The organism is Pseudomonas sp. MF08831, from assembly GCF_059862645.1.
This window is the reverse complement of sequence record NZ_JCBCUX010000013.1, coordinates 45915-71114: the sequence shown is the minus strand read 5'-3', so window position 1 is coordinate 71114 and position 25200 is coordinate 45915. Positions and strand designations below refer to the sequence as shown.

Annotated in this window: 21 protein-coding genes and 1 pseudogene; 19 read left to right on the top strand and 3 right to left on the bottom strand. The window is 59.9% G+C overall.

Translation table 11 applies throughout. The features are described 5' to 3' along the window. Positions 1 to 102 precede the first annotated feature (102 nt). Together dapF and AC19YS_RS23735 are read left to right on the top strand one after the other, a co-directional pair. On the top strand, positions 103 to 903 hold the full coding sequence (dapF, locus tag AC19YS_RS23740; RefSeq protein WP_119741800.1) for a diaminopimelate epimerase: 801 nt from the start codon (positions 103 to 105) through the stop codon (positions 901 to 903). Positions 904 to 956: 53 nt separating this feature from the next. Then, a complete protein-coding gene (locus AC19YS_RS23735; RefSeq protein ID WP_200624799.1) occupies positions 957 to 2162 on the top strand; it encodes a TPM domain-containing protein in 1206 nt (401 codons plus the stop codon). 349 nt (positions 2163 to 2511) lie between these two features. On the opposite strand, the pseudogene AC19YS_RS23730 reads toward AC19YS_RS23735, so the two are convergent. Together AC19YS_RS23730 and AC19YS_RS23725 are read right to left on the bottom strand one after the other, a co-directional pair. Then, positions 2512 to 2826, bottom strand: a pseudogene (locus AC19YS_RS23730) (spermidine/putrescine ABC transporter substrate-binding protein PotF); the annotation flags it as partial. A 102-nt stretch (positions 2827 to 2928) separates the two neighbouring features. Then, positions 2929 to 3423: a DUF1543 domain-containing protein gene (locus tag AC19YS_RS23725; protein WP_200624800.1), complete on the bottom strand. Its 495-nt coding sequence runs from the start codon at positions 3421 to 3423 to the stop codon at positions 2929 to 2931. Positions 3424 to 3529: 106 nt separating this feature from the next. Between AC19YS_RS23725 and AC19YS_RS23720 the strand changes: the two genes are divergently transcribed. Continuing rightward, on the top strand, positions 3530 to 4351 hold the full coding sequence (locus AC19YS_RS23720) for an aldo/keto reductase (protein ID WP_500602751.1): 822 nt from the start codon (positions 3530 to 3532) through the stop codon (positions 4349 to 4351). Positions 4352 to 4405: 54 nt separating this feature from the next. Here AC19YS_RS23720 and AC19YS_RS23715 read toward each other — a convergent pair whose 3' ends face one another. Further along, entirely contained in the window at positions 4406 to 4921 is a 516-nt protein-coding gene (locus AC19YS_RS23715; RefSeq protein ID WP_106577823.1) for an Hcp family type VI secretion system effector, read from the bottom strand. 477 nt (positions 4922 to 5398) lie between these two features. Here AC19YS_RS23715 and tssA point away from each other — a divergent pair, with 477 nt between their 5' ends. The 16 genes from tssA (at position 5399) to AC19YS_RS23635 (ending at position 25194) form a co-directional block, all read left to right on the top strand. Beyond that, positions 5399 to 6952: a type VI secretion system protein TssA gene (tssA, locus tag AC19YS_RS23710; protein WP_500602750.1), complete on the top strand. Its 1554-nt coding sequence runs from the start codon at positions 5399 to 5401 to the stop codon at positions 6950 to 6952. A gap of 32 nt (positions 6953 to 6984) precedes the next feature. Then, a complete protein-coding gene (gene tssB / locus AC19YS_RS23705; RefSeq protein WP_106577825.1) occupies positions 6985 to 7482 on the top strand; it encodes a type VI secretion system contractile sheath small subunit in 498 nt (165 codons plus the stop codon). 27 nt (positions 7483 to 7509) lie between these two features. After that, positions 7510 to 8988 carry a type VI secretion system contractile sheath large subunit gene (gene tssC / locus AC19YS_RS23700; protein ID WP_200624803.1) on the top strand — a complete coding sequence of 493 codons (1479 nt, stop codon included), beginning with the start codon at positions 7510 to 7512 and terminating at the stop codon, positions 8986 to 8988. 14 nt (positions 8989 to 9002) lie between these two features. Next, positions 9003 to 9404, top strand: coding sequence for a type VI secretion system baseplate subunit TssE (gene tssE / locus AC19YS_RS23695; RefSeq protein ID WP_106577827.1), 402 nt, complete (start codon positions 9003 to 9005; stop codon positions 9402 to 9404). Further along, positions 9394 to 11181, top strand: a complete 1788-nt coding sequence (tssF, locus tag AC19YS_RS23690; protein WP_200624804.1) for a type VI secretion system baseplate subunit TssF — start codon at positions 9394 to 9396, stop codon at positions 11179 to 11181. The genes tssE and tssF overlap by 11 nt, the downstream gene beginning before the upstream one ends. Continuing rightward, positions 11145 to 12152: a type VI secretion system baseplate subunit TssG gene (gene tssG, locus AC19YS_RS23685; RefSeq protein ID WP_200624805.1), complete on the top strand. Its 1008-nt coding sequence runs from the start codon at positions 11145 to 11147 to the stop codon at positions 12150 to 12152. The genes tssF and tssG overlap by 37 nt, the downstream gene beginning before the upstream one ends. Positions 12153 to 12164: 12 nt before the next feature. Beyond that, complete coding sequence (locus AC19YS_RS23680) at positions 12165 to 14603, top strand: AAA family ATPase (protein WP_200624806.1); 2439 nt, start codon at positions 12165 to 12167, stop codon at positions 14601 to 14603. Then, the gene (locus AC19YS_RS23675) at positions 14600 to 16132 is read left to right on the top strand and encodes a sigma-54 interaction domain-containing protein (protein WP_200624807.1); all 1533 of its coding nucleotides are present in this window, start codon (positions 14600 to 14602) and stop codon (positions 16130 to 16132) included. The genes AC19YS_RS23680 and AC19YS_RS23675 overlap by 4 nt, the downstream gene beginning before the upstream one ends. Before the next feature lie 83 nt (positions 16133 to 16215). After that, positions 16216 to 16347 (top strand): type VI secretion protein, encoded by a 132-nt coding sequence (locus AC19YS_RS23670; protein ID WP_124417219.1) that lies wholly within the window; start codon positions 16216 to 16218, stop codon positions 16345 to 16347. Between the two features lie 17 nt (positions 16348 to 16364). After that, entirely contained in the window at positions 16365 to 17555 is a 1191-nt protein-coding gene (gene tagH / locus AC19YS_RS23665; protein ID WP_200624808.1) for a type VI secretion system-associated FHA domain protein TagH, read from the top strand. Between the two features lie 5 nt (positions 17556 to 17560). Then, positions 17561 to 18046, top strand: coding sequence for a type VI secretion system lipoprotein TssJ (gene tssJ / locus AC19YS_RS23660; RefSeq protein ID WP_106577833.1), 486 nt, complete (start codon positions 17561 to 17563; stop codon positions 18044 to 18046). A gap of 1 nt (position 18047) precedes the next feature. Beyond that, positions 18048 to 19376: a type VI secretion system baseplate subunit TssK gene (gene tssK, locus AC19YS_RS23655; protein ID WP_500602748.1), complete on the top strand. Its 1329-nt coding sequence runs from the start codon at positions 18048 to 18050 to the stop codon at positions 19374 to 19376. Positions 19377 to 19381: 5 nt separating this feature from the next. Further along, entirely contained in the window at positions 19382 to 20242 is an 861-nt protein-coding gene (gene icmH / locus AC19YS_RS23650) for a type IVB secretion system protein IcmH/DotU (RefSeq protein WP_200624809.1), read from the top strand. Positions 20243 to 20258: 16 nt separating this feature from the next. Next, positions 20259 to 23627 carry a type VI secretion system membrane subunit TssM gene (tssM, locus tag AC19YS_RS23645; protein WP_200624810.1) on the top strand — a complete coding sequence of 1123 codons (3369 nt, stop codon included), beginning with the start codon at positions 20259 to 20261 and terminating at the stop codon, positions 23625 to 23627. Beyond that, positions 23624 to 24355: a PP2C family protein-serine/threonine phosphatase gene (locus AC19YS_RS23640; RefSeq protein WP_200624811.1), complete on the top strand. Its 732-nt coding sequence runs from the start codon at positions 23624 to 23626 to the stop codon at positions 24353 to 24355. The genes tssM and AC19YS_RS23640 overlap by 4 nt, the downstream gene beginning before the upstream one ends. Then, positions 24352 to 25194, top strand: a complete 843-nt coding sequence (locus AC19YS_RS23635) for a serine/threonine-protein kinase (RefSeq protein ID WP_200624812.1) — start codon at positions 24352 to 24354, stop codon at positions 25192 to 25194. Before AC19YS_RS23640 ends, AC19YS_RS23635 begins: the two co-directional genes overlap by 4 nt. Positions 25195 to 25200 lie beyond the last annotated feature (6 nt).

Sequence of the window (25200 nt, the reverse complement as noted above, 5' to 3'; positions counted from 1 at the left end):
TCTGCCGGATCAGAACGCCCACACGCTAACATGCGGACGAATCGGTCTGGATGAAACTCCCGTATGCTCACCCTCCAATCGCGCTCACCCACCGGACAGCCCATGACCTTGCCCTTTGTGAAGATGCATGCCCATGGCGACGATTTCATCATCATCGACCGCCGTGGCCAGGAAGACCCGATCACCGCGCAAGTCGCCCGCCGTCTGGGCGATCGCCATACCGGCATCGGTTTCAATCAACTGGCGGTGATCCTCGACGGCGTCGACGCTGCCGCGCGTATCAAATTCTGGAACCCCAACGGCACGCCGCTGCAAACCTGCGGCAGTGCCACGCGAGGTGTCGCCGACCGCTTGATGCACGAAGCCGGCACCGATTCGATCGTGCTGCGCACCGACCGTGGCCTGCTGACGTGCGTACGCGCAGCGGGCCAGCAGGTGGCGGTGGACATGGGGGCGCCGTCGTTGGAGTGGTCGTCAGTGCCGCTGGCCGTCGCCATGCAGACTCTTGTCTTGCCGATCAAGGGCGATCCGGCGGCGTGCAGCATGGGCAACCCGCACTGTACGTTTTTTGTCGATGACCTCGCCGCCATCGACGTGGCAGCCGCAGGTCCGGCGCTGGAAACCCATGCGCTGTTCCCGGCCAGGACCAATGTGCATTTCGTGCAGGTGCTGGACCGCGCGCATATTCGTCTGCGTATCTGGGAGCGCGGTGGCGGCGTGCCGCTGGGTTCCGGTTCGTGTTGTTGCGGCGCGGTGGTCAACGGGATCCGGCGCGGCCTGCTGGATGACACGGTGCAGGTGCAGTGCGACGGCGGCACGGTCACGGTGCAGTGGGACGGGCAGGGCGGTGTGGTATTGACCGGCAGCGTGCAGCCGATCATGCAGGGCACGGCCTACGTGTGAGCGTGTCAATAAGGTAAAGTCGGCGCCTTCAGGACGAAACTCAGGTATCAAACATGATGGCGATTCTGCGGCAATCCGTGTTGAGTCTAGTGGCGCTGATGTTCATCGGCCTGCTGAGCGCTGCCCAGGCACAGACCTCGCCCATCGGCGTCGCCCTCGACCAGCGCGTGATCGACCTCACCAATACCCTCGACGCCAGCTTCACCACGCGCCTCAAAGACCAACTCGCCGCCCTTGAACAGCGCAAAGGCGCGCAAGTCGCGGTACTGCTGGTGCCCACTACCGGCGGCGCGAGTATCGAGGATTACGCCAATCAACTGTTCCGCGCCTGGAAACTGGGGCGCAAGGACGTCAACGACGGCATCTTGTTGGTGGTGGCCAAAGACGACCGCCAGGTACGCATCGAGGTGGGCTATGGCCTGGAAGGCACGGTCACCGATCTGTTGGCCCATCGCATCATCGAAGAGCACATCACGCCGGCGTTTCGCCAGGGCGACTACGCGGGCGGCGTGCAACAAGCGGTGAATGACTTGACTGTGCTAGTGGACGGCGGCGACCTGCCTGAGCAGGCCGCGCCGCAGGTTGATCCGCAGATCATCGCGGTTCTGCTGGCGTTTATCGCTGGCGCCATCGGCGGTGTGTTCATCGCTGCCGGCAAGCTGCACTGGCGCCGAGCGCTGATCGCCACCGTCGCGGTCACGGTGTTACTGACGATTTACGCCGGCGGCCATGAGTGGCCGCTGTACCTGCTGGTACTTCCGCTGACCCTGCTGATCGGCGGCGCCACGTTCGGTGCCCTGTGGCTGGCGCGCGCGGTGTTTTACTGCGTGGTGGGCGCGCTGGCGTATATCGTCGGGTTGCTGGTGGTGGACCACTTTGTGGCGGTCAACTTCGTACACTGGCTGGCGTTGCCGTTTGGCGGCGCGTTGGTGCTGGCGCTGTACGTGGGGTTGTTCTTCGTCATCCGCGAGTCCTGGAAGACCAAACCACGCTTTTTTCTCGCGCGTGCGCTGGCCGTCGCGGCGGTTTATGTGGCGGTCGGTTTTATGCTTGGGCACGGCTACCAGGGCTGGATCCTGGCGATACCGGCGGCCTCGGTCGTGGCGTTCATTGTCTTTATCCAGAGCATTTCCGATGGCGGCTCGGGGTCGGGAGGAGGGTCCGGCTCGAGTTCCGGCAGCTCCGGTTCCAGCTCCAGCAGCAGCTCGTCCGGTGGCGGCGGTTCCAGTGGCGGCGGCGGTGCGTCGGGCAGTTGGTAAGCCGTTAGCGCGGCGTGTAGCCCACCCAGCCCTTGGCGTAGAACAGCTTCACGCCTTCGAAGCCGGCTTGGCTGATCAAGGCAGCGTCCTCCTCGGGAAACAGCACCGGCAATTGTGCGCTGATCGTCGTTATCACCCGCTCGGCATCTGCCGCCGGCACGCCGGAGTCCACGGCAAACGCGGCGTAGCGTCGCAACCAGCGGGCCTTTTCCTGCGCTGCCTGCGGGAAACTGTGGTGCGCCACGACCAGTGGCGCGCCCGGCAACAACCGTTGCCACAGCGCCTCGAGCGTTTGCAGGCGCTGCTCGGCCGGGATGAAATGCAAGGTCAGCAAACACGTCGCCCCATCGGGCAAACGGGATGTGTCCAGCGGCTGAAAGACGTGTCCCTTGATCAGCAGCGGCACCAGCGAAGCCTTGAGCAACGCCAGGTCGTAACTGGAGCGGCCGACAGAAATTTGCCCTGCACGGTTTCGTAGGAATCGTAGGTGTCGTAGATCACCTTGATGCCCGTCGCCCTTTTCAAAGTCGGCCAAGGTGGTGTCGCCGATATAGTCCGCCCAGTTGTAGATGCGCACGGTATTGGCCGGGTCGTCGGCGGCCTGGCTCACGGGCATCGAGGCAAGCAATACGGCGCTGAACAGGGCGATAAAGGCTCTATGCATGGCGGACCCACCTTGAGTTGTGCGTGTTATCAGGTTCGGGGACTGATTGCACTGTCAGGCAGGTGGAGGGTGGGCGCCATACCCCGTGCGGGTAGGGATAACTCAGGGCAGGACGATGTAGTCGTTCTGTTGCACGATCGGCCTGTGCGAACCTTGCACCAGGTGCAGGTAGCGACCGTCGACCAGGTCGATGGGCAGGCAGTCGTCAATATCCATCACGCCGTCGGTATGGGCCTGGGACCAATGGCGCAACATCTGCTGTTTCCCCTTGCTCATCGCATCCTTTTTGTCGCGGGCGACCGCCAATAAATAGTGGTGGGCTTCGCCAAAAGCGTTGGCTTCGTAGCCGCCCAGGTTGATGAAGTACAGATGGTGCGCGTCGGCAGCAGGGGCCAAGTGGCTGAGTTCAACTTTCCAGCCATCGACGCCATCCACCGCCATCCAGGAGTCGATGTGCACACCCTTGGGGCTGCCGAACCAAGCATCGCGCAATTGCGGGTAGGTGTCTTGCAGTGTGTCCGCTACAGCGAACACCACATCGTGAACTTCAATTCTGGCCCGCGGGTGCTTGCCCCCGAGCATCACGACAAACAGCATTGCAGGTCCTTCCTGGCGACTTTTCAGAGGGCAACCATACTTCGATTGAACCCTTTTGTCCGCCCAATGCCACATTGTTAATCCGCGAACTCATCAGGAGGTTGTCATGCGCACCATCGATCTGGCCGGCGTTCCCGTCCCTGTCATCGGCCAAGGGACCTGGCGCATGGGCGAAAACCCGGATCGGCGCAGCGCCGAAGTCGCCGCGTTGCAGTTGGGTATCGACGAGGGCATGACCCTGATCGATACCGCCGAAATGTATGGCGAAGGCGGAGCCGAGGAAGTGGTCGGCGAAGCCATTCGCGGTAAACGTGATCAGGTCTTCCTCGTCAGCAAGGTCTATCCGCACAATGCCAGTCACAAGGGCGTGCCCCGTGCCTGCGAAGCCAGCCTGCAGCGCCTGGGTACTGATTACATCGACCTGTATCTGTTGCACTGGCGGGGCCAGTATCCCCTCGAAGAAACCGTCGAAGCCTTCGAATCATTACGTCAGGCCGGCAAGATCGGCCGTTGGGGCGTCTCCAATTTTGACGTGGCAGACCTGCAGGAACTTGCGTCCCCGGCGTGTGCAACCAACCAGGTGCTCTACAACATCGAAGAGCGCGGTATCGAATTCGACTTGCTGCCATGGTGGCAACGGCACCATTTGCCGTTGATGGCTTACTGCCCGATCGCCCAGGGGTGTGAGCTGTTGTCCAGTCCGACGCTCAAGCAGATTGCCCGTCGCCATGAGGTTACGCCCGCCCAGGTATCCCTTGCCTGGGTGTTGCGTCAGGACGGCGTGATTGCAATCCCCAAGGCTGTGACGCCCGAACATGTGCGGCTGAATGCCGGTGCTGCGAATCTCAAGCTCGATGAGCACGATCTGGACGCGATCGACCGTGTGTTCGGCGCACCCAAGCGCAAGCATCCGCTGGCAATGGTCTAGCCGACCAAGCAGGAGCGGCGCCGTCCCTGGTGGCCGCTTCTGCCTGAGCCGATGTTAGCCGGCTACTGGGCTACGCCAGTCGTCCGAGCCTGACGTGCCGGCGACTTCATGGGTCCAGACGATCTTGCGGTAAGTGAAATACACATCCTCCAAATGGGTGAAATGAGCGTTGTCCGGGTCCTGGCAGTTGGGCATCCGCGATTGAATGTCCACGATGGTTGCGCCTTCCAGTTCGGTGGTGAAGTAATGCTCCTGGGTACCAGCCGAGGAGGTACGGAACCATTCCAGGCGACATGACACTTCTTCACCCGTGGTCAGTGCGCTGAATAGCAACGGTGAGGACTTGTCGAAGACCTTGCTGACCATCAGCGGCTTGTGAACCCGTTGGCCGGTCGGCTGGCCCGATTGCGGGTCGCGGGGAATGATCACCTGGTGGGCAAACGCCTGCACGAGGATCTGATCCTCATGACCTTCCTGATAAATATTGCCTACCGAGTCCTGAGTAAATGTGCCTGCCGTGATCAAGCCTTGCTTGACACCGGTGATAGTGAGGTACGCGGGTGTTGGCATGACTGGTTTCCTTGCCTGATTGAGTAGGTAGTCCCGACGGCGTGTTTGCCGGCGGGCAATTGCCTATAACAAAAAGCGTGCCTGAAATGACGAGAGTCAATGAAATAAAGGGGCGCGGAGTGTTGTTGGTTTAAATATATAAAAGTTGTCGTCGGTTGGTGCCGATTTTAGTGTGGATGCTTGCGCGAGTGTGCGCAGTTAGTTGCTCATGCTGTTTTATTAAATGAATGCACGGATGCGCAGGGTATTTGGCTTTATTAAAGTGCGTGAAGTGTGCAAATAGCTGCGCAGGCCTGTTTTTATTGGCTTTGTAGGAAATTGCTTAAGTGCGGGCTGACCGCTTGAGGATTGATTCGTGTATGGCTAAGGTTCGCCTACTTCGTCACGTGCTGAACGAAGATTAATTGGCCTTCTAATGCGTATATTGATTGCGATTAGTTTGTCGCTCCTGCCTTGAATAGTTATGTGCGGCCCGGAATGGTTTATTCAGACACGCTCTACGCTTATCACCTTGAACTTGCACGCTTACCCTGCTCGTCAGAGGGTTTTGCCGGCTGTGATATGCGCTTTTCGAGTGAGTATGAAGCTCTGGAGTCCGAACTCGGCAAAGCACATTCGATACACGGTGCAGGCTTGCCGGACTGGCAGCGCGTCAGCGAGCTCGGCGAGCGGGTTTTGCGTGAGCACTCCAAGGATCTGCGCGTCGCCGTCTGGTTGACCTGGGCGTTGCACCAGCGCGATTCATTCCCCGGGCTTCTGGCGGGCCTCGGTGTACTGCTTCATCTGTGCAAGCACCACTGGGCGATTGTCTACCCTGCTAAATCACGTACGCGTATTGCCGCGTTGGGTTGGCTGGTGTTGCGGCTTGACCCCCTGTTCACCAAGCATCTCTCGCTTACTGATCAAGTGCCATTGTTTCAGGCGCTCCTGGAGCACCTGGAAAGCCTCGACGAGCTGTGGCGTGAACACCTGGGGGACGACGCGCCCTTGTTGTTACCGATCCGCAGGCAACTGTCAGAGCGTTTGGCGCTTGCCCTGCAGGGCGGTTCCGAGCCGCGTGGTGTTGCGGGTGCCATCGCTCAGGTCAAGCAGGTGGCGACGCAGCTGTTGAGGCCTGAACAGCCGGTCAACAACGAAAAAGACGCGCAAAAACTGTTGCGGGCATTGCAGGAGCAGGCTCGGCCACTGTGCGCCTGGTGGTTGCGCCAGAGTGCCACTGATCTGCGTGCCTTGCGCCTGAGCCGCACCCTGGCCTGGCTTGCGATCACCAACTATCCCGACGCCAACAGTGAGCGGATAACCGCTTTGCGTGGGCTTCCTCACGACAAACTCAAACGCTACCAGAGCCGTCTCACCCAAGGTCTTCACGCCGATCTTTTGCTTGAGCTTGAAGCGAGCCTGGCCGGTGCATTGTTCTGGTTTGATGGGTTGCGTATGGCCTGGGAGTGCCTCCAAGCCCTGCAGGCAGAGTGGGCCATGACCGAGCTGGAGATGAATTTTGCGTTGTTGTTGCAGCGCCTGCCGAGCCTGGCGGAGTTCAGGTTTGATGACGGCACCCCATTTGCCGACCCCGCGACGTGCGATTGGATAACGCTCCACGTCCTTCGCCACGTCCATAAAGCCGAACCTTTAAACGCCGCCGTTGATACCGGAAACGAGCCCTGGGAGGTGGCCTTGCAGGCCGTTATGTCCAGGCTGCGCAAGGAGGGTCTGAAGGCGGCAATTGCCACGCTCAAAGAAGGACTTCACGCCGCCCGCGGTGACCGGACCCGCTTCCATTGGCGATTGGCGCTGGCCCGATTATGCATACGAGCGGGCAAACACGAACTGGGCAGGATCCAGCTCGAACAACTGGACCTTGAATTACAACAGGCGGGCCTGGAGCGCTGCGAGCCAGAACTGGCCTTTCACGTCTCCCGGCTCCTGTATCGCTGTTACGACCTTTTGCCACAAGACCATGCCGTGCGCGAACGCAAGGAAGTCACCCATCGCAGGTTGTGCCACTTCGATCTTGAAGCGGTACTTGATTAGGCTCGCGAGCCCACCGAAAAAGGAGAAACACCATGCTCAAAGACGGTTCGGTAGCACCCAAGGAACGTATCAATATCACCTTCAAACCTGCCATTGGCGGTGTGCAGGAGGAAGTCGAACTGCCACTGAAGTTGCTGGTGCTGGGGGATTTCAGCCAGCGCGAAGATCCGCGCAAGCTTGAGGATCGAAAGCCCATTGGTATCGACAAAAACACCCTTGACGAGGTGTTGGCCAAACAAGCGCTGAGCTTGACATTGAGCGTCCCGAATCGATTGCAGGAGGAGGGTGGCATCGAGGAACTGTCCGTCGAGGTTCGGATTAACGCGATGAAGGACTTCAACCCCGCAAACCTGGTTGAACAAATACCCGAATTGCAAAAGTTGATGGCATTGCGTGAAGCGTTGATGGCACTCAAGGGCCCGCTGGGTAACACACCAAGCTTTCGCAAAGCCATTGAGCAGGCGCTGGCCGACGACGAGTCTCGTGCGCGCGTACTCGCCGAGCTGGGGCTGAGCGGCCCGACCACCTGAACTTTTCAGTAAAAGGACACTGACACCATGACGACCACCCAACAAAACCTGCAGCCTGCCCAAGCTACCGGCGAGTACAGCATCCTCGACACTATCATCGCCCAGACACTATTGAGCGCCGACGACGAGGCCTACGGCATTGCCAAGCGCGGCGTGTCGGCCTTCATCGAAGAGTTGCTCAAACCCCATAACAGCGCTGAGCCAGTGAAGAAACGCCTGGTCGACCGGATGATCGCCGAGATTGATACCAAGCTCAGCCAGCAAATGGACGAGATTCTTCATCATCCGGATTTCCAGGCGCTGGAGGCTTCCTGGAGGGGCCTGCAGTTGCTGATCGACCGCACCAATTTTCGAGAAAACATCAAGATCGAGCTGCTGAATGTCTCGCGTCAGGACCTGCTGGATGACTTTGAAGACTCGCCGGAAATTACCCAGTCCGGGCTGTACAAGCATATCTACAGCGCCGAGTACGGACAATTTGGTGGCCAGCCGGTGGGCGCGATCATCGCCAATTACTTCCTTTCACCCAGTGCGCCTGATGTGAAGTTGATGCAATACGCTTCAAGCGTTGCCTGCATGGCCCACGCACCCTTTATCGCTGCTGCGGGGCCGGCCTTTTTCGGGTTGGAAAGCTTTACTGGATTACCTGACCTCAAGGATCTCAGGGACCATTTCGAAGGTCCGCAGTTTGCCAAATGGCAAAGTTTTCGTCAGAGCGAAGACGCCCGCTATATCGGCCTCACCGTGCCGCGCTTTCTACTGCGAACCCCTTACGATCCGATTGATTGCCCCGTTAAAACCTTTGCCTATCAAGAGAACGTGGTGAACAGCCACGAGCACTACCTCTGGGGCAACACTGCCTATGCCTTTGCCACGCGCCTGACTGAAAGTTTTGCGCGCTTTCGCTGGTGCCCGAACATTATCGGCCCGCAAAGTGGCGGCGCGGTAGAAGACTTGCCATTGCATCATTTTCAGAGCATGGGCGAGATCGAAACCAAGATTCCTACAGAGGTACTGGTTTCGGACCGGCGCGAATACGAACTGGCGCAAGAAGGGTTTATTGCCTTGACCATGCGCAAGGGCAGTGACAACGCGGCGTTCTTTTCGGCCAGCTCCGTCCAGAAACCCAAAACCTTCGGCATCAGTGAAGAGGGCAAGGCAGCCGAACTTAATTACCGGCTCGGCACCCAGTTGCCCTACATGATGGTGGTCAACCGTCTGGCGCACTACCTCAAGGTCTTGCAGCGCGAGCAACTGGGCTCCTGGAAAGAACGCACGGACCTGGAGCTGGAACTCAACAAGTGGATTCGCCAATACGTGGCCGATCAGGAAAACCCCAGTGCCGAAGTGCGCGGTCGCCGGCCATTGCGGGCAGCCCGCATTGTTGTCAGTGATGTCGACGGAGAGCCGGGCTGGTATCGGGTCAACCTGAGCGTGCGCCCTCATTTCAAGTACATGGGGGCTGACTTCACGTTGTCCCTGGTCGGCAAGCTCGATAAAGAATGAGCAGAAGCCGGCGGATGCCCCCTAACGTAAGCCTTTTCGAACGCCTCGAAGGCGATGCATCAACCCAGCGGTGCAGTGTGGCGTCCGTCGCCGCACACCTGGGGAAAATGCTCAGCACCCGGGCAGGCAGTGTTCAGACACTTCCCGACTATGGTTTGCCCGATCTCAATGACATGCGGCTTAGTCTGCACGAGTCCTTGATCCGCTCACGCGCCTTGATCGAGCGATTCATCCGTGCCTACGAACCGCGACTGGCAAATGTACAAGTCAAAGTGCTGCCGCGTGCTACTGATCCTCTGGCCCTGGCGTTCGCGATCGAAGCTGCGCTGATCGTTAACGGTATTACACAGCCCGTTGTGTTCCATGCGCGCCTGGTGGATGGCGGGCGGGTTGAGGTCTGCGCCGATGGGCTTTAACCGTTACTTCCAAAGCGAGCTCAGCGCCCTGCGGCAACTCGGGCGGCGTTTCGCCGAGCGTAATCCCGCACTGGCGCCGTTTCTGGCTGAAAGCGGCCAGGACCCGGATGTTGAGCGATTGCTGGAGGGGTTTGCGTTCCTGACCGGTCGCCTGCGCCAGAAGCTCGACGACGAGCTGCCTGAGCTGACGCATTCCTTGATGCATTTGCTGTGGCCCAATTACATGCGGCCAATACCCGCCTTCAGCATCCTGCAATTTGACCCGTTGAGCCGTGCTGGCCCCGCCGTTCGGGTTGCCCGTGATACGGCGGTAGAAAGTGTTCTGATCCAAGGTGAGCGGTGTCGCTTCAGGACGTGCTACACCACGGATGTCATGCCACTGCAACTCACAAGTCTGGACTACAAGTGCCAGGGTGACGGGGCATGGTTGGATTTGCATGTGGACATGAGTGTCGAGGGTAATTTCAGCCAGTTAACCTTTGACTCACTGCGACTGCACCTGTCGGGTGACCGCTATATAAGCCAGGGGCTCTATCTCAGTTTGCTGCGACGTCTGGAGGGCATCCACTTGCTGTTGTTGGATGGCGAAGGGTTGCCGGTCACGGGTAACGATGGGCAACCCATGACGCTGCGACTGGGCGCCAACCAAGTCAAGCCGGTGGGGTTTTCGCAAGACGAGGCGTTGATACCGTATCCAGAAAATACCTTTCGCGGTTACCGCCATCTGCAGGAGTATTTCGCCTTTCCCGAGAAGTACCTGTTTGTCGATATCGAGGGGCTGAGTGTCCTGCATACACTTGCTCCTGAGCGGCTCGGCCAGGCCCGCGGCATGGTGCTGCGCTTCGAACTGCGCACACACGGACACGAACTGCCACAGCCCACGCTGGACAACGTGAAGTTGTATTGCACGCCCATTGCCAACTTGTTCAAACATGATGCCGTCCCCATTCGCCTGAATGGAAAAGAGGACGAGTACCTTCTGGTGCCGGGGGAATATACCCCGGGCAATGCCGCTGTGTTTTCCGTCGACAGTGTCACTGGCTGGCGCCCTGGCGGGTTGGGTTACCAGGCCTATGTGCCGTTCGAATCCTTTGAGCATGACTGGGACGTTGATCGGTCTACAGCGCCGGCCAGCTACAGCATTCGCCAGCGCTCTTCGCCGCAGCATGGGGGGCTCGACACCTGGATGGGGTTTGGCAGTCGCGAAGGTAAAGGCCAGGAAACGTTGTCGATCGAAATGACGTGCACCAACTGCAACCTGCCTCGGCAATTGCAACCAGGCGACATCAACCAACCCTGCGAGCAGGCACCGGAATCACTGACGTTTCGAAACATCACGGCGCCGACGGCGAGCTTCGCGCCGCCGCTGGACCAGGATTTCCTGTGGAAGCTGATCAGCAATATGTCGCTCAACTATCTGTCGTTGACCGATATCAACGCCTTGAAGGTGATTCTCGAAACCTATGACCTGCCGCGCTATCACGATCGGCAGGCGCAAAAGGTCAGTCAGACAAGACTCGGTGCGCTGCAGTCCATTCGCCATGAGCCGGTTGACCGACTGCACCGTGGGTTACCCATTCGCGGCCTACGTGTGGAATTGACAGTCGACCTCCAGGGGTTTCTCGGTCAGGGCGATCTGTTTGTGTTCGCATCGGTCCTCAATGAGTTCTTTGCGCTCTACGCCAGCCTCAACTCTTATCACGAGTTACGAGTCATCAGCACACAAGGAGACGTGTACCTATGGCCATCCCGCATGGGGCAACAGCCCCTGCTTTGAATGCGCTCTGTTGCGGCATTCGTGAGTACACACTGTTCCAGGCAATTGAGCAGGTGATTGAGCGATTGCGCGAAGCTCATCCGCTGATGGACGAAGACGCGCTGTACGACCTGTTGGAATTTCAGGCCAATCCAGGTCTGGGGTTTGCCGGCCACGATATCGATCGCGTGGCGTTCTTTATGGAGCACGGGCAATTACGCGCTCGCCTGCGGCTCAACATATTGGGTTTGGTCGGAGCCGGGTCGCCGCTGCCAGCGTTTTATGCAGAGCAGGCGTTTGCCGAGCTGTCCGGTGGCAACCCCACTCGCGACTTCCTCGACATATTCCACCACCGACTGCATCGGCTGATGTGGCCGATCTGGCGTAAATATCGCTATCGAGCGTGTTTCCAGACTGGCGCGAGCGATGCGTTTTCGGAGCAGATGTTTGCGCTGATCGGCTTGGGCGGCAACGCGATACGAGGTAGCGCGCAATTGGACTGCAAACGCCTGTTGCCTTACCTGGGGCTGTTGAGTATGCGCGTGCATTCTGCCGCCTTGATCGAAGCCGTACTGCGCTACTACTTCAAGCATGCCCCGGTGTTCATCGAACAATGGGTTGAGCGCCGCGTGGAGGTTGCCGATTTTCAGCGTAATTGCCTCGGTATCACCCGCTGCGATCTCGGTGAAAACCTGGTGCTGGGGCATCAGGTCAGCGACCGCAGCGCAAAGTTCAGGGTGCATGTCCTGGCGCTGAGCTGGCAGCAGTTTCACGCGTTCTTGCCCACGGGGAAGGGCTACCAGCCCCTGTGTTCACTGGTGCGTTTAACCATGCGAGACCCGTTGGAGTACGACCTGCGCCTGGTGCTTGCCGCCGGTGAAATCAGAGCCCTGCATATCGGTGCGCGCAATGTCTGTCGCCTGGGCTGGACCAGTTGGTTGGACCATGAGCAAGCCGATGGCGTGGTCACGTTTGCTGGCAACTTTCATTAGGGACGGATGATTATGATCAATGTGGACCTGCAACAGCTTATACGTACGCTGACACCCCCGGTACGTCGCGACCTGGAGCGCTCTTCGGAACGCTGTGTAACCCGCGGTGGCCGTGAAGTGCTCGTCGAAGACTTGCTGCTTGCCTTGCTTGAGCAGCCCGGCGGGCTGCTGGCCAAGGCCTTGGCCGACGCTGACGTGCCGATGAGCGCGCTGCAAGCAACGTTGCAGCCAAGAAGTGAGCAAAGCGCAACCCGCAATCCGGTCTTCTCTCAGGCGCTGGTGCATTGGTTGCAACAAGCGTTGATGGTTGCCCATCTCGAGCTGGGGCAACGCTCTGTGGATGAGGGCGCCCTGCTGCTGGCGCTGTTGCGTCATCCGCTGGAGTACGCCGGTGCTGGCTATCAGGCCGTGTTGGCCCGCCTGGATGCAGAGCGTTTACGGGATTTTCTCGCGAGCCAGGCACCTGAGGCCGAGCCGTTGGCGACAGAATCGTTGTTGCAGCGTTTTACCCATGACCTCACAGGCCAGGCACGTGAAGGCCTGATTGATCCGGTGCTGTGTCGCGACGGGGAAATTCGGCAACTGATCGACATCCTTGTGCGACGCCGCAAGAACAACCCGATCCTGGTCGGGGAGGCCGGGGTAGGAAAAACCGCAATTGTCGAAGGCCTTGCGCTGAAAATTGTCGCTGCGCAGGTGCCCGATGCCCTCAAGGCGGTTCGCGTACTGACCCTGGACATGGGGCTCCTGCAAGCGGGTGCCAGCCTCAAGGGCGAGTTCGAGCGACGGCTTAAAGGCGTGATTGATGAAGTCAACGCCTCGCCGCAGGCCGTGATCCTGTTTATCGACGAAGCCCATACGCTGGTCGGCGCGGGAGGCCCGGCAGGCGGTACTGACGCGGCCAATCTGCTTAAGCCTGCGTTGGCTCGAGGCGCTCTGCGCACGATTGCGGCCACCACCTGGTCGGAATACAAGCAATACATCGAGAAAGACCCGGCGTTGGCGCGACGTTTCCAGCCAGTGCTGGTCGGTGAGCCGAGCGTCGAGGAAGCCGTGTCGATCCTGCGCGGCCTGGTTCCGGTTTATGAGGCAAGCCATGGTGTCTACGTCCGCGATGATGCCGTCGTAGCGGCGGCACACCTGAGCGCTCGTTATCTGGCGGGCCGCCAGCTGCCGGACAAGGCCGTGGATGTGCTGGACACCGCCTGCGCACGAGTGCGCACGCGTCAGGCAATGCCCCCGGGGGCGCTGCAGAACCTGCACACGGAAAGGGCTGAAGGCAGGCGGCAACATGAGGCGTTAAGCCGGGACGCCGAGGCGGGGCTGCCGGTGGACGCTCAAGCACTGCAAGCGCTGAGCCGACGCTTGGACGCCATCGAGCAGGAATGTCAGGTATTGGAGCAGCAGCGGATTCAACAGGCTGGCCAGTCATCGGACAAACTTGAGGTGTGCCCGCGTTTGATCGCCGAGGTCGTCAGTGCCTGGACCGGAATTCCGGTTGAGCAGTTGGCGCTTGAGCCCAACGCAAAGGTATTGAGTCTTGCCGCTGCCCTGCGCACGCGCATCCTGGGGCAGGAGCATGCCGTGCAGGTGCTTGATCGTGCCTTGCGAGCGGTTGCTGCGGGCCTGAACAACGCGGATGCGCCGGTGGGTGTGTTTCTGCTGGTGGGCCCCAGTGGCGTCGGCAAAACCGAAACAGCATTGGCATTGGCGCAGCTTTTGTATGGCGGTGAGCGATTCGTAACCACCATCAATATGTCGGAATACCAGGAGAAGCACGCACTGTCCCGTTTGATCGGTGCGCCGCCGGGGTACGTCGGTTATGGCGAAGGTGGAGTTCTGACCGAGGCTGTGCGCCAACGGCCTTATTCAGTGGTACTGCTCGACGAGGTCGAGAAAGCCGACCCCGAGGTGTTGAACCTGTTTTACCAGGTCTTTGACAAGGGCCGCGCCAACGATGGCGAAGGCAGAGAAATAGATTTTCGCAACACGCTGATCCTGATGACTTCCAACCTTGGCAGCGACTGCATCAACGCGCTCTGTGAAACCGGTCGGCGGCCTGAGGCCCAGGTGTTGCAGGATGCTATACAGCCCGTGTTACGTAGCCACTTCAAACCGGCGCTGTTGGCCCGGATGCGTGTCGTGCCGTATTACCCGATTGCCGGTCCAGTCCTGCATGAGGTGGTAAGGCTCAAACTGGCGCGCCTCGGTGAGCGATTGCATCGGCGCAAGTTGGCCCTGACGTGTTCACCTGAGTTGATCGCGCACATGGCCGAGCGCTGCGCCAACCGTGACAGTGGTGCGCGGTACATCGATCAATGGATCGAGCGCTACTTGCTGCCGCAAATGGTTGATCGCGTTCTGAGTGCCATGGCCACGGATGAAGCATTGTCGTGGGTGCATGCAGGGTTGAATGCCAATGGCCTGCCAAGCTGTGAGTTCGGCCAATGACGAACGATCTGTTCACCCAAGTGGCCGAACCGCTGGTGTATGCCGCAGCCTTGCTGGACGGCTTCATCCGCGTGAGCCAGGAAAATGATCCGACGACGTTGCCAGGCCTATGTGCTGTGAGCGCTGCGCACCTGAGCCACTGTGAGCTCGCTCAGCTGTATCTGGTTGATGAAGTGACCGACCAATTCGAGCTTATTGCTCAACATTTGTCTGAGGCGCTGCCGGGCGGCGAACCGACTTCACGTCCGGTGGTGCAAAACCAGCAGCTGTTGCACTACGTCCTGAGAAAGCGTTGTTGCCTGGGCCTCGATGACGTGGGAAGCAGCCTCTATGACAGCGGCTTTTTACCAGCGACGCAGGCACCTTGGCGGGCGCTGTTGTGTGTTCCGCTGTTCAACCGCACCAATGCGGTCACAGGTGTACTCCTGTGCGCGAGCTGGCGGGCGACGCCACTGATGGGTTACGCGCCCTCGCTGGGGCAACTTGGCGGTTTCGCCGTGAACCAACTGCTTATGTTGCGTCGCATGCAACCTGCGTCAGTCATTAGCCGTTCATCGCGCGGTGGGTCGACCGCGGGGGCCTATGGCTTGATCGGCAACAGCACCGCGATGGAAGAAACTTGCCACCTGATCGGCAAAGTCCTGCAGACCTCTTATACGGTGCTGTTGCGTGGCGAGACCGGCACCGGTAAAGAGGTCGTGGCGCGGGCGATTCACACGGCCGGGCCACGCAGTGCGCAGCCTTTCGTGGTGCAAAATTGCGCTGCGTTTCCAGAAGGTTTGCTCGAAAGCGAACTGTTTGGCTACCGCAAAGGTGCATTCACCGGTGCCGAGCGCAACTATGCGGGGCTGTTCGACGCCGCGCATGGCGGTACCTTGCTGCTGGATGAAATCGGCGACATGCCGCTGTCATTGCAGGCCAAGTTGCTGCGGGTATTGCAGGAGGGCGAGATCCGCCCGTTGGGCGCCAGCGTCGCGCACAAGGTTGACGTGCGCATCATCGCCGCGACCCACCGCGACCTCGCTGCGATGGTGGCGCAAGGCAGTTTTCGTGAAGACCTCTATTACCGGATTGCACAGTTCCCCATTCAATTGCCTGCCTTGCGTGAACGCGATGGCGATGTGTTGCAGCTGGCGCGGCACTTTGCCGACAAGGCGTGTGCCGCGCTGGGTCGGGCGCCTGTCGACTGGTCCAATACGGCCCTCGATCAACTGTCGAGCCACGGCTTTCCCGGCAATGTCCGCGAGCTCAAGTGTCTGGTGGAGCGCGCAGTGCTGCTGTGTGACGACGGTGTGATTCTGTCGGCGCATTTGTCGTTACCACTGGCCTCGGATGCAACCGACGCCGTTGATGTGACGCTACGCCAGCGCATGGAGCGGGTGGAACGCGTATTTCTGATTGATTGCCTGCACAAGAACCGGGGCAATCGAACCCGCACTGCCCGTGAACTGGGAGTTGCTCGGCGCACGCTGCTCTATCGTCTCGCGCGCCTGAACATTCCTTTCGACGATGCCAGAGGCGAGGGCTGAATGTTGCTTTTCTGCATTGCCCTGCCTGACCGACGCCTGTGCCGAATCGAGCTGGGCAACCTTATCTCAGTAGGAGAAACCTGATGCCTGATCGTCCGTGGCAAGCCGTTGTGCTTGTGTTGTGTCTGCTGAGTGGCTGCAGCGCCAATTACGTGTTTGACGACGCTGATTACCGCCCGCTGGGTGAGCCCAGGGCGATCACTCGTGGCCAGTGAAAGGGGAGAGGCTGATCATGCAACTTATGCTTGAGCTTTTGGGTACCGAGGACGGAAGCCGTGCACCCACGGCGCGCAGGCTTTTTTCCGCTGCAGGCGGCGTGATCGGTCGTGGTGCCGGGTGTGACTGGGTGATTCCGGACGCCAGCCGTCTGCTCTCCAGTCACCATGGTTTGGTCGCCTATCGTGAGGGCCAATACCTGTTGACGGATATCAGCAGCAACGGTATCGGCGTAGCCGGCAGCGCCGAACGTCTGCGCAAGGGGCAGGCGCGATTGATCAGTGACGGCGACGTTTTTCAACTGGGAACCTTGTTGATTCAGGCGAAACTTGTGGCGTCGATGCAGCCTTGCGGTGAGCAATGGGACGCCAACACAGGACTGATTCCCGATGATGCATACCTGGCGTTGGACCCTATTCAAGCGCTCGATGTCGAGCAGCAGCGTCAGACCACGTCGCAGGACCTGGAGGCATTGGCAGATGGGGGCGACACCTCGGGTCCGTGGGCCGACGATCGGGTAACCAACAGGGATCATCTGGCGTTACCCCGGCGAGCTGTACCCGCTCAGGAAGCCGTCTCGATTCGCTCCGATGCGATGCCTGCAGCAGGCAGCGACGTTTTTTGGGAGCAGTTTGCGACAGCACTGGGTATTAGCCTGGAAACCCTTGATGCGACGGGTCGCGAGGCGTTGGCGATCAGAGCAGCGCGCCTGCTGCGTATGGAGGTAGAGGGGCTGCAACAAAGTCTGCGGACTTGTGAAGAGCTCAAAAACGAGATGAGTCTGCCGCTTTTCGAGACGCTGCAAAGGCGCCGGAGCCCTCTTAGAGACAGCGTCGAAACCGACGCTGTAATGGCGATGCTGCTAGGCACGGAGGATCTTGGCCAGTTGCCGGCCGAACACGCCATCACCCAGGCCCACCGGGATATGCAAGTTCATCAGGTTGCGTTGCTGGCGGCCTGCCGCAATGCACTGCGCACTACGCGCAGCGCCTTTGCCCCGGGTCATCTGCTGACATGCTTCGAATACCAGGGGCAACGGCGCCGACTTTTCACCGACGGAGGGTATTGGCGGGCTTATCAGCGTCACTACCAGCGTTTGCTCGAGGATGAGCAGTTCACCGATCGTCTGCCAGGCAGTGACTTCGCCAAGGCTTACGAAGAGCAGGTTCGCTTGATCTCAACCTTGCACGTCGATTATCCAGGATGAACATTATGTCTCGAGCCGCGCTTGCAACCACGCTGCTTTTGCTCGGCCTGTTGGCCGGCTGCAGCAGCGTGTCGCCGTTTTCTACCTTGACCAAGCTGGACATGGCGCTGGCCGCCAGTGAGCAAGTCAACCCCGACCTTCACGGCAGGCCATCTCCGGTAGTAGTGCACTTGATCGAGTTGCGGCACGCCGTGGCATTTGAGAATGCCGACTTCTTCAGTCTGTACAGCAATGCCGAGCAATCGCTGCCCAAGGACTGGCTGCGCAGTGAGGAACTTGAACTGCGCCCGGGTGAGCGGCTGGCGCTCAAGCTCGGGCTCGAACCAGGCACGCGCTTCTTGGGCGTGCTGGCGGCGTATCGAGATCTGCCCCATGTTCAATGGCGGTGGGTCGTGCCCATTACTCCGCAGCAGTTAACGCGTGCCGATCTTGTGCTGGACCAGACGGGTATCCGCGTTTCTTCGTCCATGCATGGCCAGGAGTCCGAGTGATATGCAGGTTCATAAAGTCATCTGGCAGGAAGGCATGCTGTTACGGCCGCAGCATCTGCAGCACAACGATCGCTATTACCACCAGCAGCTCAATCGGACGCGCTTGCTGGGGGCTGATGCGTGGGGGTTTCTGACGCTGGAAGTCGATTTGCAATACCTCAATTTCGGCAAGGTGGTGGTCAACCAGGCCAGTGGCGTATTGCCGGACGGTAGTCTGTTCGAGTTGGGCGGGACGATGGAACCGCTGGTCTTGCAGGTGCCCGCCAACGCCGGCAAACAGGCGATTTATCTCGCGCTGCCGCTGGATACCGGCAATCAGACCGAGGTTCGCCGCCAGCAGCAGACCGACGTCCTGGCTCGCTATCTGGCGTGTGACATCGAGGTGGGGGATTCGAATGCCGGTGTCGACTCCCGGTGTCACATCAGTTGCGCGCGTCCTGACCTGCGTCTGTTGCTGGGCGACCCTCCGAGCGAGCAGAGTTTCGTCGAACTCAAGATTGCCCAGGTGCTGGAGTCGACCGATGAAGGCGGCGTGAGCCTGGATACCGACTTCATTCCCTCCTTCATTTTTCTGCAGGGCCACGGGTACTTGCCGTCGTGCCTCAAGGAAGTGATCAGCCTGCTCTCCAGTCGCGGGGATGCCATTGCAGCACGTATTCGGGGTGAAGGCACCGCCGCAGGCACGGAAATCGGCGACTTTCTGATGCTGCAATTGATCAATCGCACCGAGTTGGAATTGCGTCACTGGCTGAGCCAGACCCACGTGCGCCCGCAAGCTTTGTTCCTGGCATTACTGTCGCTGTTCGGTGAGTTATCTACGTTCGCCAACGACAGCAAACGTGCGCACCTGGATGTGCGTTATCGACATGACGACCAGGGAGAAAGTTTTCGCGGGTTGATGGAGGGCGTGCGTGGCGTGCTGTCAATGGTGCTTGAGCAACACGCCATCGAGTTGACGCTGCAGCAACGCCAATACGGGGTGTTGGTATGCCCGGTGAGCGACCTGAAATTGCTCGGCACTGCGACGTTTATTCTGGCGGCCACTGCTCAGTGTGATTCGGAGGAATTGCGCCATCGCCTGCCTTCGCATTTGAAGGTCGGGCCGGTGGAGCGCATACGCGAGCTGGTCAACTTGCACTTGGCGGGAATCAAGGTCAAGCCATTGCCTGTGGCGCCACGGCAGATTCCGTTTCATGCCGGCAAAACCTATTTCATGCTGGATCTGAGTGCCCGCGACATCACGCAGCTGGAGCAGTCGGGTGGTTTCGCCTTCCATGTAGGCGGTGAATTTACAGCGCTCGAACTCAACTTCTGGGCCATCAGGAACTGAACACAATGGACAGTGAATACCTGCAGGATGAAAAGACTGTTTTGCTCGACCATCAGGGCCGTGGGCCGGGAAACGGCCCGATAACGGATTTCCCTGCGCCGCCGCGCTTTGAGCAGTTGGAAGATCGAATGATCTACGCCGCCCATGAGCGAGGAACCCCGCGCTTCAAGATGGGGTTCAACCCTCTCGTTGAGGCCGCATGGGCGTTGTTGTCGCAAGTGGTTCAGCTCAAGAGCGCCTCTGGCCGCGAAAGCTTGGGCACGGTCAACGACAGGATGGTATTGGCGATCACTCAGTTTGAAGCCCGCGCCTTGCACAGTGGTGTCGAGAGCAGCCAGGTGATGTCGGCACGTTATGTGTTGTGCAGCGTCGTCGATGAAGCCGTGGTGACCACGGCGTGGGGCAGCCGCAGTGACTGGTCGAAGATGAGCCTGCTGAGCCGCTTTCACAACGAAACCTTCGGTGGGGAGAAGGTCTTCCAACTGTTGGAGCGGCTGTCCCGCGACCCGGTCAAGCACCTGGCGATGCTGGAGCTGATGTACCTGTGCCTCTCCATCGGGTTCGAAGGCAAATACCGAATCATGGAGCGAGGTGTCAGCCAACTTGAAGCCGTGCGCGATGCCTTGTACCGACAGATCAGGCACGTGCGAGGCGAGCCACTGTCGGCGCCTTTGCAGCCCACGCGAGCAGGGCGTGCGCGACGTAAACGATTACCCGTCATCCCGGTGACTTGGGTCGCAGTCTTTACCCTGGCCTGTTTGTTGGCGATGTACACAGGATTTGCCTGGCGGCTGGGTGAAGAAGCCACGCGGGCGCTGCCACCCTTTCAATTTTCGGCGTCGGAACTGACTCAGACGCCCTTGTAAACGCTGGGAGCAATGAATGAACGCATTCTTCAAGAGCGCGCGCACCGTGCTGGGCACGATTTGGGTCTGGAGCTTGTTGCTGGTACTTTCCTGCGCGGTGTTGGTGTGGTGTTTCGGTCCGCTGCTGGCCGTGGATGATCACCGCTTCTGGCAAGGCGCGAGTGCTCGCCTGGTCACTATCAGCGTGTTGTTTCTGCTGTGGGGGCTGGCGATGGTCCTTGCCGGCATACGCCGGGCAGCTGAGCTCAAGAGATCTGAACGCCTGGCACGCCATGAGCAACTGGGATGGATTGAGGACGAACAGCGACAGGTACGCGGTCGCTTCAAAGAGGCCGTCCACCGCTTGAAAACCTCGCCGCGGTACGCAGGGCACAATCAGCGATGGCGTAATAACTTGCCCTGGTACCTGTTGATCGGCGAGCCGGGCAGTGGCAAGACGCGGCTGTTGGCGGCGGCGGGCTTACAGCTGCCATTTGATCGCGTAGACGCGATGGCGGTGGCAGGCACGGCTCATGCTGAATGGCATTTCGCTGGCGAAGGCGTACTTATCGATACCCCCGGTCGTTACCTGACGCAACCTGACAGCACGCTAGACGCCGCCGGCTGGTCAATGCTGTTGCGTCTGCTCAGGCAGCGGCGCCGAGTGCGCCCGCTTAATGGCGTGGTGGTGGCCTTGTCGGTTGAAACATTGTTGGGCCGTAATGAGCATGATTTGGACCTGCAGGCTCGCCAAGTGCACTCACGCCTGCAGGAGGTTCAGCAAACGTTGCACGTGGACGTTCCCATCTATCTGGTGTTGACCCAGTCTGACCGCGTGCCGGGGTTTGCCGAGTTCTTTGATGCGCCTCAGGGAGAAGAGGCAGAAAGCGTGCTTGGCCAGCCACTCGATGTTGGCAAGGGCGGCGTTGACATCGCACAGGTGCGCCGTGCGTTCGACGAGCTGCTACAGCGTTTAAGCGGTGAACTGATCACACGATTGCATCAGGAGCGCAATGTCGAGCGCCGTGGCCCTATGCTCGACTTCCCCCAGCAGGCGGCCCAACTCGGCGAGCGGTTGTGCCTGTTCGTGGAGTCGGCTTTTTCCGCGCATCGTTATCAGCGCATCAGCGGGTTGCGGGGTTTCTATCTGACCTGCGTCGGCGACAGGCACAGTCATTTCGTGCAGGGCCTGTTCAGTCGGGTGATCTTTGCCGAGGCAGACCTCGCCGGTCTGCAGACCCCGGAGCAACGGCGCATCCATTTGCGCCAGGGATTACTGGCCATGGCCGTTGTGCTGGTTCTCGGGAGCGCAGGCTGGCTGTGGACGCACAGCTACACCGTCAATCAGCAGCGCCTGGCGCAAGTGGCTGCACTGGCGATGCAACCCGCACCCGCTGCGCAGAGTGCTGACGACACCCTCACACTGCTGGCGCTGTTGGATGCCCGCTGGGCGGCAACGCAGGTTTTCCCTGCAACAGAAGACGCGCGGTTTGTTGAGCGCGCCGGCCTTTATCAGGGTGAATTGAGCCGTCCACCCTTGACCCACGCGTATCAGCTGGCCGTGCAGCAGCTGTTGCTGGACCGGCTAACGATAGTGCTTGAGGAGCAAGTACGCACCAGCCTTGGCAATCGTGAGCGACTGCTGGAAAACCTGCGCGCCTACCTGATGCTCAATCTGCGCGAGCGCCGGGATACCGGGTGGTTGGCGCAGCACATGGCAGACCATTGGTCTGCGCGTTATCCAGGTGATGCGTCGCTGCACAAACGCCTGAATGAACACTTGGCGCGGCTGCTTGAGCAACCGTTCACTGCGTCGCTCGATGAAGCCCTCGTGGCGAAGGCTCGCGAAGAGTTGCGGGGTGAGTCCCTGGCAGATGTGGTTTACCGGGTGTTGCGCGAGCAATCACGCAACCTCGAGCCTTTGCGGCTTGCCGAGGGCAGGGTATTCGCGGGTATTGATCCGCCTATTCCCGGGTTTTACACCAAAAGGTATTGGCAGTACTTCGAGGCACAGGGGCCGCGGCTGGTGAATGCCATCGCGCAGGACAACTGGGTATTGGGGGAGGGCGCCGACCTCAGTGCCATGGACTTGCGGCGGCTGATGATTGAGCTGCAGCAGCGCTATTTCAGCGAATATGCCGATACCTGGAGTGCCGCCCTTGGCCGCGTCAGCCTGCAACACAGTGACAGTTTGAGGCAGGATGCCGAACAGCTCGCGGGCTTGACGTCTGCGCAGTCGCCGCTGATGCAATTGTTGCTGCTGTTGCGAGAAAACACGCGTTTGCTGCCCGGTCATGACGCTTTGGCCAACGTACCCGTTCAGACGGGAGCGTTGGGGGTAATCGCTCAGACGGCCGTGGCTGAAGGGGCGAAAGCGGTCCTTCCAGACTCTGCCCGGCGAGCGTTGCAACGACGCTTTGAGCCACTGCACCAGTTGCTCGACGAGCAGCACAACCCGGGCGTCGAGTTGACGCAGGCATTGCGCCTGCTCGACGAGCTGCACCTGCAACTGGCTGCGCTCAACCGCGAGAGCTCGCCCGAGCAGGCAGCTTTTCAACGGGTAAAGCGGCGAATGGAAGGGCAGCAGGATGTGCTCGGCACTCTGCGTGACGCCGCTGCACGGTTACCGCTGCCGCTCGCAGGCTGGTTTGAAGGGATGGCTGACAACAGCTGGCGGCACCTGTTGGACGGGGCCTATGCGCACGTCAATCAGCGCTATCACAGTGAAGTGTATGGACTGTATGCCAAGGCGATCCGCCAGCGTTACCCGTTCGATGCTCATGCGAGCAGCGATGTTGCCCTTAATGATTTTCAAGAGTTCTTCAAACCCCAGGGCGTCATGGCGCGCTTTTATGAAAACTACCTGCGGCCTTTCGTCAGCGTTGACGGCAACCGTTACAGGTTGCGTGGTCTGGATGGCAATGGCTTGCCGGTTTCGCGTTCGGTGCTGGATCAACTGACGAAAGCCGAGGTTATCCGCCAGGTGTTTTTCACTGAGCCACAGGGTGAGGTGTCGGTTCGATTTACCGTGGCGCCCTACAGCCTGGATCAGTCGGTCAGTCGGGCGACCCTGCGCTTTGGCGATAAGCAGCTGGAATACCGCCATGGTCCCATCGTGCCCATGGTGTTTGACTGGCCGATGGAGGCCGACAACGGTCGCAGCAGCCTGGTATTGGAACGGGGCACGGAGCAACGCCCCCTGGGTATCGAGAAAGATACCGGCGCCTGGTCGTTGTTCAGGTTTTTTGACTTGATGCAGCGAGAGCCGGCGACCGGCAGGCATGCGCTGATATTCAAGGCCGACCTTGCCGGGCTGCGGGCCAATTACTTGCTGACCAGTCAGCGTACGCCCAGCCCGTTTGACATGGAGGCGTGGCGCACTTTCCGCCTGCCTGAGCAACTGTGAGCAACCAGCCTATTGAGTGGCGCAGTGCCGGGCGCACACAGCAGGGGCAGGCCCGGCCGCGTAACGAAGATGCGTTCCTGGACGGTTCGCGACATGGCTGTTGGGCCGTGGCGGATGGCATGGGCGGTCACCAGGGCGGTGATGTGGCTAGCCAATGGGTGATCCGCAGTCTCGCTTCATTGTCTGCCACAGGTGACCTTAATCAGCGCGTCAACGCGGCTCGGCAACGTTTGCAACAGGTCAGCCAACAGTTGGCGAAGGCGGGTAACCGGTCTGACGCGCGCGGCGATGTCACGATGGGCAGTACGGTGGTGGCATTGCTGCTCGAGCAGGGGCGCGCCGCCTGTGTGTGGGCAGGGGACAGTCGATGTTATCTGTGGCGCGAACAAAGGCTTTACCAATTATCGCGTGATCATTCACTGCAGCAGCGCCTCATGGATGAGCGCCAATTGAGTGTGGCGCAAGCTCGAGCCCACCCGGAGGCCAGGGCATTGACCCGGGCCATCGGTGCACGAACGCCGCTGCAGCTTGAGGTGCTGGAACTCAGCACCCGGCCAGGGGACGTATTTCTGCTGGCCAGCGATGGGTTGTATCAGGCGCTCAGTCACGCAGACCTGGGACTTGCGTTGAGCGTGGGAACGCCGCAGCAGGTGCTGGAGTGTTTATTTGCGACGGTATTGCGCAGGCCCGCGCGGGATGATTTGACCGCCGTGGTGGTACAGCCATGAATGACACATCAATGGCGCCCTGCCTACTCGCCGGGCGTTATCACCTCGAACGCGAGTTGGGCAGGGGCGGGATGGGCGTGGTTTATCGCGCTCGTGACTTGTTGCACGAGCAATTTGGCGCGTCCTGCTCCAGCGTGGCAATCAAGCTGCTGGGCGAGACTGTGTCTGAGTGCCCGGACGCGCATGTGCTGCTGTACAGCGAGTTTTCCCTGACCCGCAGCCTGCGCCACGACGGTGTGGTGCGGGCATTTTCGTTCGAGGTTGATACAACCAGCCAGGCCGCGTTTTTCACGATGGAACTGATGCATGGCATCACGCTGGACCGGCTGCTGCCCGAGTGCCCCACTGGGTTGCCCTGGCGAGAACTGCAACCGATGGTCTTACAGCTTTTGGATGCATTGGTTTACATCCATCAGCAAAACGTACTGCACGGCGATATCAAGCCTGCCAATGTCATGGTCAGCGAAGAAGGTGTGCGGTTGTTCGATTTCGGCCTGGGCCATGGGCAGGTGCCGGGGGCGGCGGGGTTGCCGAGTTTGAATCGCGACCGTTTTAACGCGTGGACACCCGCGTACGTTGCCCCGGAATTACTCGCCGGCGGGGCGCTGAGCACCGCCGCCGACCTGTATGGCGTGGCCTGCGTAGTGTACGAGCTGGCCCATGGCCAACGCCTGGATGGGCGTCAGCCCATGCACACCTTGGTTCGGCCTCGGCAACTGCCCAAGCGCTGCTGGCCAGCCTTGCGCTCGGCCCTGGCGGTTGACCCTGAACGCCGACAGCTGAGCGTCGCCGAGTTACGCGAAGCGATAGCCAACCAGCCTCGACGCGGGTGGCTGTAACCCAAT